Origin of the sequence: Phenylobacterium sp., from assembly GCF_025351295.1 — a bacterium.
GTDB lineage: Bacteria > Pseudomonadota > Alphaproteobacteria > Caulobacterales > Caulobacteraceae > Phenylobacterium.
This window is the reverse complement of record NZ_JANXWD010000021.1, coordinates 40,104-55,821: the sequence shown is the minus strand read 5'-3', so window position 1 is coordinate 55,821 and position 15,718 is coordinate 40,104. Positions and strand designations below refer to the sequence as shown.

At 68.8% G+C, this 15,718-nt stretch carries 12 protein-coding genes; 6 read left to right on the top strand and 6 right to left on the bottom strand.

What is annotated here, in order from left to right:
- Window positions 1-18: 18 nt before the first annotated feature.
- From bchM to bchF, 6 genes are read right to left on the bottom strand one after another with little or no spacing between them, the layout of a single operon-like run.
- Complete coding sequence (gene bchM, locus Q0R13_RS03240; RefSeq protein WP_293899399.1) at window positions 19-723, bottom strand: magnesium protoporphyrin IX methyltransferase; 705 nt, start codon at window positions 721-723, stop codon at window positions 19-21.
- Window positions 720-1,619, bottom strand: coding sequence for a ferredoxin:protochlorophyllide reductase (ATP-dependent) iron-sulfur ATP-binding protein (gene bchL / locus Q0R13_RS03235; RefSeq protein WP_293899397.1), 900 nt, complete (start codon window positions 1,617-1,619; stop codon window positions 720-722). The genes bchM and bchL overlap by 4 nt, the downstream gene beginning before the upstream one ends.
- A 16-nt stretch (window positions 1,620-1,635) precedes the next feature.
- Entirely contained in the window at window positions 1,636-5,376 is a 3,741-nt protein-coding gene (locus tag Q0R13_RS03230) for a magnesium chelatase subunit H (RefSeq protein ID WP_293899395.1), read from the bottom strand.
- Window positions 5,348-6,904, bottom strand: a complete 1,557-nt coding sequence (gene bchB / locus Q0R13_RS03225; RefSeq protein WP_293899393.1) for a ferredoxin:protochlorophyllide reductase (ATP-dependent) subunit B — start codon at window positions 6,902-6,904, stop codon at window positions 5,348-5,350. Before bchB ends, Q0R13_RS03230 begins: the two co-directional genes overlap by 29 nt.
- 3 nt (window positions 6,905-6,907) lie before the next feature.
- Window positions 6,908-8,203: a ferredoxin:protochlorophyllide reductase (ATP-dependent) subunit N gene (locus Q0R13_RS03220; protein WP_293899390.1), complete on the bottom strand. Its 1,296-nt coding sequence runs from the start codon at window positions 8,201-8,203 to the stop codon at window positions 6,908-6,910.
- Window positions 8,200-8,784, bottom strand: a complete 585-nt coding sequence (gene bchF / locus Q0R13_RS03215; RefSeq protein WP_293899387.1) for a 2-vinyl bacteriochlorophyllide hydratase — start codon at window positions 8,782-8,784, stop codon at window positions 8,200-8,202. Before bchF ends, Q0R13_RS03220 begins: the two co-directional genes overlap by 4 nt.
- A gap of 594 nt (window positions 8,785-9,378) precedes the next feature.
- Between bchF and Q0R13_RS03210 the strand changes: the two genes are divergently transcribed.
- The 6 genes from Q0R13_RS03210 (at window position 9,379) to Q0R13_RS03185 (ending at window position 15,705) form a co-directional block, all read left to right on the top strand.
- On the top strand, window positions 9,379-10,131 hold the full coding sequence (locus Q0R13_RS03210) for a hypothetical protein (protein ID WP_293899384.1): 753 nt from the start codon (window positions 9,379-9,381) through the stop codon (window positions 10,129-10,131).
- Between the two features lie 100 nt (window positions 10,132-10,231).
- Entirely contained in the window at window positions 10,232-11,623 is a 1,392-nt protein-coding gene (gene ppsR / locus Q0R13_RS03205) for a transcriptional regulator PpsR (protein ID WP_293899381.1), read from the top strand.
- 116 nt (window positions 11,624-11,739) lie between these two features.
- The gene (chlG, locus tag Q0R13_RS03200; protein ID WP_293899378.1) at window positions 11,740-12,666 is read left to right on the top strand and encodes a chlorophyll synthase ChlG; all 927 of its coding nucleotides are present in this window, start codon (window positions 11,740-11,742) and stop codon (window positions 12,664-12,666) included.
- Window positions 12,663-14,003 carry a BCD family MFS transporter gene (locus tag Q0R13_RS03195; RefSeq protein ID WP_293899375.1) on the top strand — a complete coding sequence of 447 codons (1,341 nt, stop codon included), beginning with the start codon at window positions 12,663-12,665 and terminating at the stop codon, window positions 14,001-14,003. Before chlG ends, Q0R13_RS03195 begins: the two co-directional genes overlap by 4 nt.
- Entirely contained in the window at window positions 14,000-15,205 is a 1,206-nt protein-coding gene (locus Q0R13_RS03190) for a geranylgeranyl diphosphate reductase (RefSeq protein WP_293899372.1), read from the top strand. Before Q0R13_RS03195 ends, Q0R13_RS03190 begins: the two co-directional genes overlap by 4 nt.
- On the top strand, window positions 15,202-15,705 hold the full coding sequence (locus Q0R13_RS03185; protein WP_293899369.1) for a TspO/MBR family protein: 504 nt from the start codon (window positions 15,202-15,204) through the stop codon (window positions 15,703-15,705). Before Q0R13_RS03190 ends, Q0R13_RS03185 begins: the two co-directional genes overlap by 4 nt.
- The last annotated feature ends 13 nt before the right edge of the window (window positions 15,706-15,718 follow it).

Below are 15,718 nucleotides of genomic sequence, written 5' to 3'. Positions count from 1 at the left end.
TCATGTCGAGCCTCGGGTTCACCGCCGCACGAGCTCCATGGCCTGGGAGGTGTAAAAGCCGTTGATGATCCGGGCGGTGCGGCCGACCCGCCACGCCGCCAGCCTCGGGTCGGCGGCGATGGCCTGGGTCAGGCGCGACTGGCTGACCGGGATGATGGCCGGCGCCCGGTTGCTGCGCGGGAACAGCAGGCCTACGGCGTGCATGGCCGACAGCAGCGGCGTCGCCGGCGCGAAGGTGAAATTGATCGACCGCGTCGTGCGCCCGGCCAGGCCGGCGATGACGTCGAGGATCTCTCGCATCGGATAGTGGATCAGCGAGTCCATCGCCACGACGTCGGTGAAGCGCCCGTGGTCGGCGCTCAGCATGTCGCCAACCCGAAAATCGATCCGGCCAGGGCACAGGTCGGCCGGCGCCCGTTCGCGGGCGATCTGGACCAGGTTGCCGGCGACATCGACCGCGACGATGCGGGCGCCCCGACGCGCCACCGCGACCGAAAGGGCGCCGGTGCCGCACCCGGCGTCCAGCAGCGTCGCGCCGTCCATGTCGGTCGGCAGCCAGCCCATGAACACCGCCCGCATCCGATCGCGGCCTTCCCGCACGGTCTGCCGGATGCCGCTGACCTTCACGTCCGAGGTCAGGTGGGCCCAGGCGGTCACGGCCGTCTTGTCGAAGTAGGTTTGCAGCCGTCCGCGGCGCTCGTCGTAGGGGGCGACCGACATCATTCGAACCCCAGGAAGTCGAACACGTCGCGGTCCTTCATCGGCATCACATCGTAGGAACGGGATCCGGCCCAGAGGCTGGCGGCCAGCCGCATGTATTCGTTCAGCACCGCGTCCAGCTCGGGCGACGACTCCATTTCGAACAGGGTGGATTTCTTCAGCCGGCTGCGGCGGATCACGTCGAGGTCGGGGAAGTGCGCCACCCGCTCCAGGCCGATCGCCGCGTTGAAACGGTCGATCTGATCGGTGTCGCGGCTGCGGTTGGCGATCACGCCGCCGAGGCGCACCTCGTAGTTCTTCGACTTGGCGCGGATCGCCGCGATGATCCGGTTCATCGCGAAGATGGAATCGAAGTCGTTGGAGGCGACGATCAGGGCTCGCTCCGCGTACTGCAGCGGCGCCGCGAACCCGCCGCAGACGACATCTCCGAGGACGTCGAAGATGACCACGTCGGTGTCTTCGAGCAGATGGTGCTCCTTCAGGAGCTTCACGGTCTGGCCGACCACATAGCCGCCGCAGCCGGTGCCGGCGGGAGGGCCGCCGGCCTCGATGCACATCACCCCGTTGTAGCCTGGGAAGACATAGTCCTCGGGCCGCAGTTCCTCGGAGTGGAAATCGACGCTTTCGAGGATGTCGATGACCGTGGGCGCCAGCTTCTTGGTCAGGGTGAAGGTCGAGTCGTGTTTCGGATCGCAGCCGATCTGCAGCACCCGCTTGCCGAGCTTGGAGAAGGCGGCGGAGAGGTTCGACGAGGTGGTGCTCTTGCCGATGCCGCCCTTGCCGTAGACGGCGAACACCTTGGCCTTGTCGATGCGCAGGTCGGGGTCCATGCGGACCTGCACGCTGCCTTCGCCGTCGAGCTGGCGCTTCAGGGTCTGCGGCATTTCGAGTGTGGTCATCGGGTCGCCTCGCTCATCATGCCGCGGTCGGAACGCCTTCGAGGCGATCCTCCAGGTCGTCGCTGGCCCGCCGCAGGGCCTCCAGGGTGGCGTCGTCCGGCGCCCAGTACTGCCGGTCGCAGGCCTCCAGCAGCCGCTTGGCCATGCGCGACGACGAAGTCGGGTTGAGCGCCGCCAGGCGCTCGCGCATCGCCGGGTCCAGGACGTAGGTCTCAGTGATCTGCTGGTAGATCCAGGGCGCGACCTGACCGGTGGTCGCCGACCAGCCCATGGTGTTGGTCACCTGAGCCTCGATCTGGCGCACGCCCTCGTAGCCGTGCTGCAGCAGCCCCTCGTACCAGCGCGGGTTCAGCATCCGTGTGCGGGTCTCCAGCGCCACCTGTTCGGCCAGGGTCCGCACCTTGGCTTCGCCCTGGGTCTGGTCGCCGATGTACACGGGCATCTCGACGCCCCGGGCGCGGCGCACCGCCCGGCTGATGCCGCCCAGCGTGTCGACATAGTGGTCGATCGTGGTCACGCCGAGCTCGACCGATTCGACGTTCTGATAGGCGAGGTCCACGCGCTTGAGGATGTTCTGCAGCATGGCCGACTGGCGCATCGGCGCGCCGGTGCGGCCGTAGGCGAAGCACTTCCGCGCCTGGTAGGCGTCGGCGAGTTCGTCCTCGTCGGTCCAGCAGCCGGCGTCGATCAGCTGGTTGACGTTCGCGCCATAGGCGCCGTCGGCGTTCGAGAACACCCGCAGGGCGGCGGTCTCCAGATCGCAACCCTGTTCGCGCTGATGATCCAGCGCGTGCTTGCGCACGAAGTTCATCTCCAGCGGCTCGTCCGCCGCGGCGGCGAGATAGGCCGCCTCGGCCAGCATGCGCACCTGCAGCGCCAGCAGGTCGCGGAAGATGCCCGACAGGGTCATGACCACGTCGACGCGCGGCCGGCCCAGCTCTTCCAAGGGGATCAAGGCGGCCCCGCAGAGGCGGCCGTAGCTGTCGAAGCGGGGTCGCGCGCCCATCAGCATCAGCGCCTGGCCGATCGGCCCGCCTTCGCTTTTCAGGTTGTCGGACCCCCACAGCACCAGCGCGATCGATTCCGGGAAGGCGCCGGTCTCGGACTGGTGACGGTCCAGAATGATCTGCGCCTGGTGCGCACCCTCCCGCAGGGCGAAGGCGCTGGGGATGTGGAACGGATCGAAGCCGTGCAGATTGCGCCCGGTCGGCAGGATCTCCGGCGTGCGCAGCAGGTCGCCGCCCGGCGCGGGCCGTATATAGCCGCCATCGAGGGCGTGCAGGATCGCATCGACCTCGTGATCGCGCGCCAGCAGCCGGTCGCTGGCGGCCAGGCCCGACAGCAGCGCGATGTTGGCGCTCGATGCGTTCAGGCCGCTGAGCAGGATGGCGGTCTGCGGCGCGGCGCCCGCGACCAGCGCCATCAAGGCCTCGCGCGCCGGCGCGGGTCCGCCGCGCGCCTGGGACATCGCCACCATCAGCTCGAGGCGCTCGTCCGGCGTGGCGGGTTCACCGACCGTATGCAGGCCGCTGGGGATCAGGGTCTGTTCGACCTCGAACACCTGGTCGGCGATCGCGGCGATGGCGCCGTCCTGGGCCGCCGGAATCTCCAGCGCCTGGGCCTGTTCGCGGATCAGGCCTTCCAGCGCGCCGCGTTCGCCGTTCGCGTCCGGGCCCAGGGTCCGCCAGCGCTGGATCGACGCCTTGAGGTCCAGCAGGCCCCGGTAGAGCCCCGCCTGGGCGATGGGCGGCGTCAGGTAGCTGACCAGGGTCGCGCCCGAGCGGCGCTTGGCCAGTGCGCCTTCGGAGGGGTTGTTGGCGGCGTAGAGGTAGACGTTCGGCAGATCGCCGATCAGTCGGTCCGGCCAGCAATCGGCGGACAGGCCGACCTGCTTGCCCGGCATGAATTCGAGCGCCCCATGGGTGCCGAAGTGCAGCACTGCGTTGGCCCCGAAGTCTTCGCGCAGGTAGCGATAGAAGGCCGAGAAGGCGTGGGTCGGGGCGAAGCCGCGTTCGAACAGCAGCCGCATGGGATCGCCCTCGTAGCCGAATCCCGGCTGCAGGCCGACGAACACATTGCCGAACTCGGCGCCGAGCACGAAGATCGAGCGGCCGTCGCTGAGCGCCTTGCCGGGCGCGGGGCCCCACTGGCCTTCGATCTCTGCCAGGTGCCGCTCACGGCGCACATGATCGTCCACCGGGATGCGCCGATGAACGTTGGCGTCGGCGCCGAATTGCGCGGAGTTGCCGGCGATGAGGCGGGTGCGCAGCTCATCGACGCTCGCCGGCGCCTCGACGTCGTAGCCTCCGGCCTGCAGCGATTTCAGGACGTTGTGCAGCGAGGCGAAGACCGACAGATAGGCGGCGGAGCCGACCGCGCCGGAATTGGGCGGGAAGTTGAACAGCACGATCGCCAGCTTGCGGTCCTTCCGCGCTGTCCGGCGCAGGGTGACCAGCCGCAGGACCCGCGCGGCCAAGGTCTCCGCCCGCTCCGGGCAGGCCTGCATAAGCGGGGCTTCGGCGGAGACCGGAAACCGGCACCGGCGGGCGCAGCCCTGGCACGAACTGCCGTCGCCAGTGGAACGGCCGCCAAACACCATCGGCGAGATCGCCCCGTCCAGCTCGGGGATCGCGACCATGATGGTCGATTCGACCGGCGACAGCCCGGCGCTGGAGGCGCCCCAGGCTTCGAGGGTCTGGAATTCCAGGGGCTCGGCCGAAATGTAGGGCACGCCCAGCCGCGCCAGAATCTCCTCCGCCGCCTTCGCGTCGTTGTAGGCGGGGCCGCCCACCAGCGAGAAGCCGGACAGGGACACGACGGTGTCCACGGTCGAGCGGCCGTCCTGCATGAAGAAGCGCTCGATGGCCGGTCGCGCGTCCAGGCCGCTGGCGAACGCCGGCACGACGCGCAGGCCGCGCGCCTCCAGCGCCGCGATGACCCCGTCATAGTGTCCGGCGTCGTCCGCCAGGACATAGGAGCGCAGCACCAGCAGGCCCACCACGCCGACCGGATCGCCGGCGGGCGGGGGCAGGGCATCCAGCTGCTCGACGATGCGGCCGGCCGCGCGCGGATGGTACAGCCCGACCTCCGGATAATCCTTGGGCGGGGCCCCGACGACCCGGCCCCGCAAGGCCTGCCGCGGGCCGTCCGCATAGCGGCCGACCAGGAAGCTGAGCATCGCCACGAGGTTGTCCTGCGAGCCGGACAGCCAGTATTGCATCGTCAGGAAGTAGGCCCGCAGGTCCTGGGCCGCCCCGGGGATGAAGCGCAGGATCTTCGGCAGACGACGCAGCATCGCCATCTGGCCCGCGCCGGAACTCTTGACCTTCGAGCCCCGCAGCCGCTTCAGCAGCGCCAGGGGCCCCTTGTCCGAACCGTCCATCCGGAACGGGCCGAGCTTGGTCAGCCGGATGACCTCGCCGGCCGACAGGGCGCCGATCATGGCGTCGCAACTCTCCCGCCGCGCCTCGAGGGCCGGCAGGACCGCGCGCACATGATCCTCCATGAACAGCATGGTCGCGACGATGATGTCGCCCCCGGCGATGTCGGCGAGGCAACGGTCCAGGGCGTCCGGATTGCCGGCCCAGTCGGTCGCGGCGTGCAGGGCCAGGGACAGGCCGGGGATCTCGCGGGACAGGTCCGACGCCGCGCGCTTGAACACGCCGCTTAGGTGACGGTCCAGGGTGACGATCACGACGCGAACCGGCGCGCCAGGGTCCGGCGCGGGACTACCGCGCGAAATGGCTGCGTGCATCATAAAGGGTCTCAAGGTGAACGAGGGCGATCCCACGGGACGCGGCAAACTGCTCGGTGTTGCGGCGCGCCTTTCCGCGCACGAAGAAGGGAATCTTGGCGAGTTCGGCCTGCGCCTCGTCGCTCCATGCGATCACGGACGCCACCGCCGCGGCATCGGGCGCAGCGGCCGGGGCCGGCGGTGACGCACTGGCCGCGCCCGCGCCCAGGTGCGAGGCGCCAGCGGCGTCGTTGAACTCGAAATCATCGCGGAACATCGCCAGCAGGTGCTCCTCCAGCCCCATGACCAGCGGATGCACCCAGGTGTCGAACAGCACGTTGGCGCCTTCGAACCCCATCTGCGGCGAGTACCGCGCCGGGAAGTCCTGGACGTGGGCGGGCGCGGAGATCACCGCGCAGGAAATCCGCAGGCGCTTGGCGATATGCCGCTCCATCTGGGTGCCGAGCACCAGTTCGGGCTGCAGCTCGGCAATCACCCGCTCGACCTCCAGGTAGTCGTCGGTGATCAGCGCCTCGACGCCGTATTTCGCGGCGGCGGCGCGGACCTCGCGGGCGAATTCGCGGTTGTAGGCGCCCAGGCCCACCACCTCGAAGCCGAGCTCCTCGGCGGCCACGCGGGCGGCGGCGATCGCGTGGGTGGCGTCGCCGAAGATGAACACGCGCTTGTTGGTCAGGTAGTTGGAGTCCACCGAGCGGGACCACCAGGGCAGCCGACCGGCCGATTCGGCGAGCACCGGCGCGGGATCGATCCCCGCGATCTCGGCGACCTCGCGGATGAAGTCGCGGGTGGCGCCGACGCCGATCGGGATGGTCCGGACCGACGGCTGGCCGTGCGTCCGTTCCAGCCAGGCGGCCGCGGTCCCGGCGATTTCCGGATAGAGCACCACGTTGAAATCGGCCTGCGGCAGACGCCGCAGATCCGCCGGCGAGGCGCCGAGCGGCGCGGTGACGGCCACGTCCACGCCCAGCCGCTGCAACAGGCGGGTGATCTCGACCAGATCGTCGCGATGGCGAAACCCAAGCGCGGTGGGCCCCAGGATATTGCAGCGCGGACGGCGCGTCGCATCCGGAGCCGGGCGCGGCTGGGCGTCGCCCGGGGCCAGGGTCCGCACCATCTGATAGAAGGTTTCCGCCGCGCCCCAGTTCTCCTTCTTCTGATAGGAGGGCAGGTCGAGGGGGATCACCGGGATCGGCAGGGCGATCGCGCGCGCCAGTCCGCCGGGATCGTCCTGGATCAGCTCGGCGGTGCAGGATGCCCCGACGATCATCGCCTCCGGCTTGAACCGCTCGTAGGCGTCGCGGACCGCGGTCTTGAACAGTTCGGCGGTGTCGCCGCCGAGGTCGCGGGCCTGGAAGGTGGTGTAGGTCACCGGCGGGCGGTGGTCGCGCCGCTCGATCATCGTGAACAGCAGGTCGGCGTAGGTGTCGCCCTGCGGGGCGTGCAGGACATAGTGGACGCCCTGCATCGCGGTCGCGACGCGCATGGCGCCGACATGGGGTGGTCCTTCATAGGTCCAGACCGTGAGTTTCATCGGTCAGACCCTCAGCAGGTCGCGGCGCGCCAGAGGTCGCGCGAAGAGAGCCGCCAGGTCGCCGGCCTGGTCGAAGCCGTGCACGGGCGAGAACACCAGCTCGATCGACCATTTCGTGGTCATGCCCTCCGCCTCGAGCGGATTGGCCAGGCCCAGGCCGCAGACCACCAGGTCGGGCCGCGCGGCGCGGCAGCGTTCCAGCTGCCGGTCGACATCCTGGCCCTCGGAGATGACGGCCTCGGGAATCTGCTCCAGTTCCCGGGCGACGAGGTCCTTGTTCAGGTAGGGCGTGCCCACCTCGATCGGCCGCATGCCGAGCTCCCGCGCCAGGAACCGCGCCAGCGACGGCTCCATCTGGGAATCGGGAAAGAAGAAGACGCTCTTGCCCTGCAGCGCCGTTCGATAGCGTTCCAGGGCGCGCCGGGCGCGATCCCGTGGGGGGGCGATCACGCGCTGGAAATGGTCGTCGGCGATCCCCCAGGCGTCGGCCGCGGCCTTGAACCAGGCCGTCGATCCCTCCGCGCCGAACGGAAACACCGCCGGCAGGCGCTTGGCGCCGCGGGACGCCAGCCTCTGGGCGGTGTCGCCCAGAAACGGCTGGGCCAAAAGGAACCGGGTGTTGGGGCCGATCGGGGCGATCTCGCCGGACCGCCGCGGGGGAAAGAAATCCACGCTCGCAATGCCCAGCGCGCTGAACAGCCGGCGGAACTGGTCCTCGACGATATCGGGCAGGGTCCCGACCACAAGCAGCGAGGGCGGCGCGTTCGCCGGCGCTTGCGGCGCCTCGGGGACCAACGCGGCCAGGCAAGCGTCCTCGCCCTGGGTGAAGGTAGTCTCGATCCCGCTGCCGGAATAGTTGATCACCCGCAGCGCCGGCGCGTAGCGCGTCGACAGCCGCTGGGCGGCCCGCGAGAGATCCAGCTTGATGACCTCGGAGGGGCACGAGCCGACCAGGAACAGCATGCGGATGTCGGGCCGGCGGGCCAACAGCTGGTCGACCACCCGGTCGAGCTCTTCATTGGTGTCGGCGAGGCCGGCGAGGTCTCGCTCTTCCATGATGGCGGTCGCGAAGCGAGGCTCGGCGAACACCATCACCCCCGCGGCCGACTGGATCAGGTGCGCGCAGGTCCGCGAGCCGACGACGAGGAAGAAGGCGTCCTGGATCTTGCGGTGCAGCCACACGATGCCGGTCAGACCACAGAACACCTCCCGCTGGCCGCGCTCGCGCAGGACGGGTCGATCCCGAGGGGTTGCAGGCGCTGGCCGGGCCAGGCTGGACAGCGCGCCGAGGACCGTCACGCAGCGCCCCCCATGGACCCATGCGACGTGAGCGGCCCCAGTCGGCCCTCAAGGCGCGCGGCCCGGAGCTTCAGCAGAAACTGCGCGGCGTTGATCACGTAGGTCGCGTAGGCGGCGACGGCGATCAGCATCTGCTGCCGCGCCGTGCCCCAGCCGGCGAACAGGGCGACGAGGTAAGCGGTCTGCAGACCCAGCACCAGCATGCTGAACGCGTCTTCCCAGAAGAATGCGCGTGCGAAGAGCCAGTGACCGAAGACCTCTTTTTCCCAGATCGAACCGGTGACCATGATCGCGTAGAGCGCGACGGTCTTGACCAGGATCGAGACGGTGGCGACTTCGTAGCCGTGGCCGGTCAGCAGGTAGCGGCCGATCAAGACGATGCTGACCGCGAAGGCCAGGAACTGCAGCGGGGCCAGGACGGCCTGGACGATCGTCCACGGCGAGGCGTCGCGCCGCCGCCGCTCTTCGGGGCTGTAGAGCGCAGGTTTGACCGGGTGAGCTGGCCGGACGTGCTCGAAGGGCTGTCGGCCGGAATGGCCTCCCCAGGGGCACGGCGCGATGCGATCGATCACGTCGTCCACCAGGGTTGAAGCCGTTAGTCCCAAGCTCATTCGCCTCTGTATTGAATGGGAGCGCCCGTGATCGGCTTGGCGGAGAGTCTCCCCTTCGGAACGGTCGTTTCCCCCCGCACTGAAGCTCGCGGTCATGGCTTAGCTCCGAAGGCGAAATCCCCGAGAATTCCTTGACTGTTAGGAAGCCTAGGCGCCGGTTTTTTCACTGTCAAGACATCCTTACGTCCATAGTGTTTGACAGTTTCGAGTTTTCTTACGAATTTGTAAATCGACCCCTAAACAGGGCGGAATCTTTTGGTATGGTGAAGTCGCTGGACGTAAAGGGCTTACGACAAAGGCCAGTCTCAGCAAGGGGAAACGCAGCCCCGGCGTGGCAGTGTAAGCAATGCCGGTGCGGAGTGGCGCTAAAGCGGAGACGCGCGAACGGGAAGACTCCGCATAGACGTAGGGGTTCCTATGACTAGCTTCCCTTCTGCACTAAAAAGTGTCTTTGGGGGTAGGGCGACTGACGATCTACCGAGCATTCAAGAGATCCCCAGGGCCTGGCCAATATTCAGACTGGTCTCTTCACCGCGCCCGCCAAGACCGGCCGGTCTCCGGGAAATGGTCGAGGGCGAGATCGTACCCCGGCTCGTGCAGGCTCACGCCGCGCCGGTCGCTCGTCAGGCGTGTGTCGCCGGGCCCGAAATCCCGCTCGACGCCAGGTCCGCCCTGGCGTTCGTTCGCATCGTATTGTCCAGAAATCAGGACACTCTTGGCGGCTTTGTCGAAAACCTGCGGGCGCGTGGGGTCGACTCGGCAAGGCTCTATGCGGACCTGCTGGCGCCGGCCGCGCGACTTCTGGCCGATCTCTGGGACGAGGACGAGATTTCGTTCACCGAGGTGACCATCGGTCTGGGCCGGCTACAGGGTCTGGCGCGCGACCTGGACTCGGCCACGCCCTACAACGGTGACAACAATCCGTCGGCCCGGTCGTGCCTGTTCTCCCCGCGTCCTGGCGAGCAACAGACGTTCGGCTTCTACATGATCGAGGAAAGTTTCCGCTGGTCAGGCTGGCGGACCTGGATCGAGACCGCCGCGACAAACGCGGAGCTGGTCGCCGACGTGCGCTGCCAATGGTTCGATATGTTCTGTCTGAGCGTCAGCCGTTCGACCGACATCGAAGACGTCGCCACGACGATCGAGACGGTGCGACGCGCGTCGCGTAACCGCGAACTGTTTGTTCTGGTAAACGGACGCCCATTTCTTGAGCGTCCGGAACTGGTCGCAACCGTGGGGGCGGACGCTGTTGCGTCGTGCGGTCGGGATGCTTTGCATATCGCGGACAAGGCTGTGTGGCGTCTCGCGAACGTGTGATGATGACTAGCCCCATCAAGGTTCGGTCTTCGTGATGGACGCAAAGGGTGGTTCCCCCCTCTCCGGCGGCCCGAAACGCCAGCCGTTTTCGCGTGGTCATTTGGGAAAGCTGGACGCGGCCGCCGCCGCGCGGGTCGCCGCAGCGGGGGGCGATATAGCCCTGATCATCGACCGTGACGGCGTGATCCGCGACCTGGCGTTGAGCAATGACGACCTGGCGGACGCGGGGGTCGGCGCCTGGCTGGACCAGCGCTGGTCCGACACCGTCACTGTCGAGAGCCGGCACAAGGTCGACGAACTTCTGCGCGACGCAGTGCGCTACGGCCGCACCAAATGGCGCGAGGTCAACCAGCTCACGCCGGCGCTCAACTCGCTGATGGTGCGCTACGTCGCCGTCGACGCGGGCCGGGAAGGCCATGTCATCGCCATCGGTCGCGACGATCGGCCGACGGCGACGATGCAGCAGCGCCTGATCGAGGCGCAGCAGACCATGGAGCGGGACTATTCGCGGCTGCGGGACGCGGAATTCCGCTACCGCCTGCTGTTTCAGATGTCCGCCGAGGCCGTCATCATCGTCGATGCCACTGCCAGGAAAATCGTCGAGGTCAATCCCGCCGCCACGCACATAGCCGGAAAGTCCGGGCCCCGGCTGGTCGGCGAGTCGTTCGCCAGGATGTTCGATCCGGCCAGCCAGGAGGACGCCGCGGCCCTGCTGGCGGTGGCCCAGTCGACGAACCGGACCGGCTGCGCGCAGATGCACCTGTCGATCCAGGGGCGGGCGTTTCTGGTCTCCGCCTCGCTGTTCCGGGAGGGTCGGGCGATGCTGTGCCTGGTCCGGCTGTCGCCATCAGACTCGGGCGCATCCGTGGAGGCGGACGGGTCGGCGCGGCTTCAGGAGGTTCTGGCGCGCATCCCGGACGCCTTCCTGGTGACCGATAGCGCCCTGACCATTGTCATGGCCAACACCCTGTTCCTGGACATGGTTCGCATCCCGACCCTGGAGCAGGCGCTCGGTCGCTCGCTCGGCCAGTTCCTCGGGCGCGCCGGCCTGGAACGCAACGTCCTGATCGACAACTTGCGCGCCAACGGTTCGGTGCGCAATTTCAGCACCTCCCTGCGCAACCAGTTCGACGAGCCGGAAGATGTGGAGATTTCGGCGGTCTCCGTGCCGGACGGTTCGGAGACCTATTTCGGATTCACCATCCGCGGCGTGCGCCGCCGCCCCGCCGACCTCGGTCTGGGTGGGAAAGAGGTGAACCGGTCCGTGGACCAGCTGACCGAGCTGGTTGGCCGGGTGAAGCTTAAGGAACTGGTGCGCGAAAGCACGGACCTCGTCGAGCGGCTGTGCATCGAGGCCGCACTGGAATTGACTAAGAACAACCGCGCCTCCGCCGCCGGGCTGCTGGGTCTGAGCCGCCAGAGCCTCTATTCCAAGCTGCATCGCTTCGGACTCGGCAACCTCGCCGATGGCGACGGTCAAGGCCTGCCCTGAGGCGCCGCAGCGGCGCTCCGCCGGGCCTTCCAGCCAGCTTAGATGTCAACTCGTCGAGACGTTTTGGAGTGTCAATCCGAATTGACGCTCAGCGGGGCCAAGTGTATCCCTGGGCCATGAGCGGGCTGGATGTGACACTGGGTAGTCGCGACGGGTCTTCGCGGCGGCCCTCGGCCTCGGCCGTGCTGGAATTGCTGAAGCCGGTCACCTGGTTCGCGCCGGTCTGGGCGTTCATGTGCGGCGTCGTATCGTCCGGCGCGTCGCTGGTGGCCCACTGGCCCATGGCGCTGGCCGGCATGGTGCTGGCGGGCCCGGCAATCTGCGCCGCCAGCCAGGCCGCGAACGACTGGTTCGATCGGCACGTCGACGCGATCAACGAGCCGAACCGGCCGATTCCGTCCGGACGGATTCCGGGCCGCTGGGGCCTCTGGATCGCGATCATTTGGACCGCACTGTCCCTGTTGCTGGCTGCCTCGCTCGGACCCTGGGTGCTGTACGCGGCGCTGATCGGGCTCGCGCTCGCCTGGGCCTACAGCGCACCCCCCTTGCGCCTGAAGCAGGCGGGGTGGTGGGGCCCGATCTCGGTGGCGATCTGCTATGAGGGTCTGGCCTGGTTCACCGGCGCCGCCGTGATGACGGACGGGTTTCCGGACGCCCATGTCGTCGTCCTCGCCGGCCTCTACAGCTTCGGCGCCGTCGGGATCATGGTCTTCAACGACTTCAAGGCCGTTGAGGGCGATCGGCAGATGAACATCCTGTCCGTGCCGGTGGATCTCGGCGTGGAGAACGCCGCCTGGCTGGCCTGCATCATCATGGCGGCGCCGCAGGTGGTGGTGGCGACGCTGCTCGTGTCCTGGGGCCTGCCGCTGCATGCGGCCGCCGTGGGGCTGTCCCTCGCCATCCAGTGCGGCCTGATGGTTCGGCTGCTGGGCGATCCGCGCAAGTTCGCGCCGTGGTTCAACGCCACGGGCACCTTGCTCTACGTCCTGGGAATGCTGGTGAGCGCGTTCGCTGTCGGCGCGCATATTGGAGCTCCGCGATGAAATCGGCGCCGTTGAGTTGGCTGGGAATCGTTCGGCTTGGGCTGGTGCAGAGTGCGCTGGGCGCGATCGTCGCCCTGACCACGTCCACCCTCAATCGGGTCATGGTGGTCGAAGAGGCGATGCCCGCGGCTCTGCCCGCGGCCTTCATCGCCTGGCACTATGTGATCCAGCTGTCGCGGCCACATTGGGGCTACGGGTCGGATCTGGGTCATCGGCGCACCCCCTGGATCGTCGGCGGCATGGGGGTCCTGGCCCTCGGCTGCGTCGTGGCGGCCGACGCGACAGTGATGATGTCGCACGCCCCCCTGATGGGATCGCTGCTGGCGCTGCTCGCCTTCGCGATGATCGGCGGCGGGGTCGGGGCCGCGGGCACCTCGCTGCTGGCCCTGCTGGCGACCCGGGTCGCCCCGGAGCGGCGTCCGGCGGCCGCGTCGATCACCTGGATCATGATGATCGTCGGCATCGTCGTCTCCGCCGGGGTGTCCGGCGCGCTGCTGCAGCCCTTTTCCGCCCAGCGGCTGGCGCTGGTCGCCTCGGGCGTTGCGGGTGTCGGCTTCCTGATGACGTTGCTGGCGGTCTGGAAGGCAGAAGGCGAGGGGGCGGTCACCGCTCCGGCCGTCCCATCTCCCGCGGCGCCGCGGCCGTCGTTCGGCCAGGTGCTCGCGGAAATCCGCACCGATCCCCTGGCGCGGCGGTTCACCATCTTCGTGTTCGTCTCGATGCTGGCCTACAGCGCGCAGGAGCTGATCCTGGAGCCCTTCGCCGGCCTGCTGTTCGGCATGACGCCGGGCCAGTCGACGCAACTGTCGGGCATTCAGCACGGGGGCGTCCTGCTGGGCATGATCCTGGTCGGCGCCCTGGGCGCCCGGTTCGGGGATCGCAAGTCGTTGTGGATGCGCCGCTGGACCATCGCCGGCTGCGTGGGATCCGCCGCGGCCCTGGGCGGCCTGGCGGCGGCCAGCGTGGTCGGTCCGGGCTGGCCGCTGGCGCCGACCGTATTCGTGCTCGGCTTCGCCAACGGCGTCTTCGCCGTGTCCGCGATCGGCTCGATGATGGGACTGGCCGGCGCCGGGCGCGAGTCGCGCGAAGGGGTGCGGATGGGCGTCTGGGGCGCCGCCCAGGCCGGGGCGTTTGCCATCGGCGGATTTCTCGGCGCGGTGGGGGTCGGCGTCTTGCGCGACCTGCTGCACCAGACGCCGCTCGCCTTCCTGCTGGTGTTCTGCGCCGAGGCGCTGGTGTTCCTGATCTCCGCGTTCCTCGCCAGCCGGCTGGAGCCGGCCGCGGCGCGGATAGAGGGCCGGTCGGCGACGCCCCAACTGGGCGGAGCCCACGGATGACCCCCGCGCCCCAGGAGACCTATGATGTCGTCGTGGTCGGCGGCGGCCCCGCCGGCGCCACGGCGGCCGAACATCTGGCCAAGGCGGGCCGCTCGGTCCTGCTGCTCGACCGCGCCGGCCGGATCAAGCCGTGCGGCGGCGCGATCCCGCCGCGCCTGATGCGCGATTTCGACGTGCCGGATTCGGTGCTGGTGGCGCACGCCACCTCGGCGCGGATGATCGCCCCCTCGGCGCGCCAGGTCGACATGCCTATCGAGGGGGGTTTCGTCGGCATGGTTGACCGCGAAACCTTCGACGAATGGCTCCGCGAACGCGCCGCCCGCGCAGGCGCAGAGCGCCGGACCGGCCTGTTCGAGCGGATCGAACGCGACGCCGACGGCGTGGCCATGGTGTGCTACCGGCGCCTTGACGCGGCCGGGGGTGAAGAGCTCTCCCGCGTGCGCGCCCGCAGCGTGGTCGGGGCCGATGGCGCACGCTCGCAGCTGGCGCGCCAGACGATCAAGGGCGCCGAGCGCATGCCCTGCGTCTTCGCCTATCATGAGATCATCCGCTCGCCGGCAAACCTGGAGGCGGACTTCGACGCCCGGCGCTGCGACGTCTTCTACCAGGGCCGCCTGTCGCCGGACTTCTACGCCTGGATCTTTCCGCACGGCGAGACGGCGAGCATCGGCGTCGGCAGCGCCCGGAAGGGGTTTTCCCTGCGTGGCGCGGTGAAGGCCCTGCGCGCTTCGACCTCGCTGCAGGACTGCGAAACCCTGCGGACCGAGGGCGCGCCCATCCCCCTGAAGCCGCTCAAGCGCTGGGACAACGGCCGCGATATCGTGCTGGCCGGAGACGCCGCCGGGGTGGTGGCGCCGGCCTCGGGGGAGGGCATCTACTACGCCATGACCGGCGGGCGGCATGCGGCGGATGCGGTCGAGGTCTTCCTGAAAACCGGATCGCCCCGCGCACTGGCCAATGCGCGCAGGACCTTCATGCGCACGCACGGGACCGTCTTCTGGGTGCTCGGGATCATGCAGCACTTCTGGTACCGCAGCGACAAGCGCCGCGAACGCTTCGTCACCATGTGCGCCGATCCCGACGTGCAGAGGCTGACCTGGCAGGCCTATATGAACAAGGAACTGGTGCGCGCCGATCCCCTGGCGCACGCCCGGATATTCTTCAAGGACATGGGGCACCTGCTCGGCTTGTCATCCCCGTGAAGCGCGGGCGCGCCGGGCCCATCGGCGCGGTTTCGGTCGCCGCCGCCGCGGCGCTAGCCGTGGCCGCGGTCGGCGGCACGGTGACAGAGCTTGGTCCCTGGTATCGCGCCCTGTCGAAGCCCGCGTGGCAGCCGCCGGATTGGGCGTTCGGCGTGATCTGGACCGCGATCTTCGCCTTCGCCGCCGCGGCAGGTGCGACGGGCTGGCGCGCGACCGCCAGCACCGTGACCCGCGAATGGATGCTCGGCCTGTTCGCGTTGAACGGCTTCCTGAACGTGCTCTGGAGCCTGCTCTTCTTCCGTCTGCACCGACCGGACTGGGCCCTGATCGAGGTCGTGGGCCTCTGGCTATCGATCGGCGTGCTGATGGTATTCCTGGCGCGGGTGTCGCGCACCGCCAGCGCGCTGCTGGCGCCCTACATCGTCTGGGTCTCGATCGCGGCGGCGCTGAACTACGAGGTCATCAGGCTGAACCCGCCGTTTGGCGGGGCGTGGCCATGAAACCGGGGCCTGG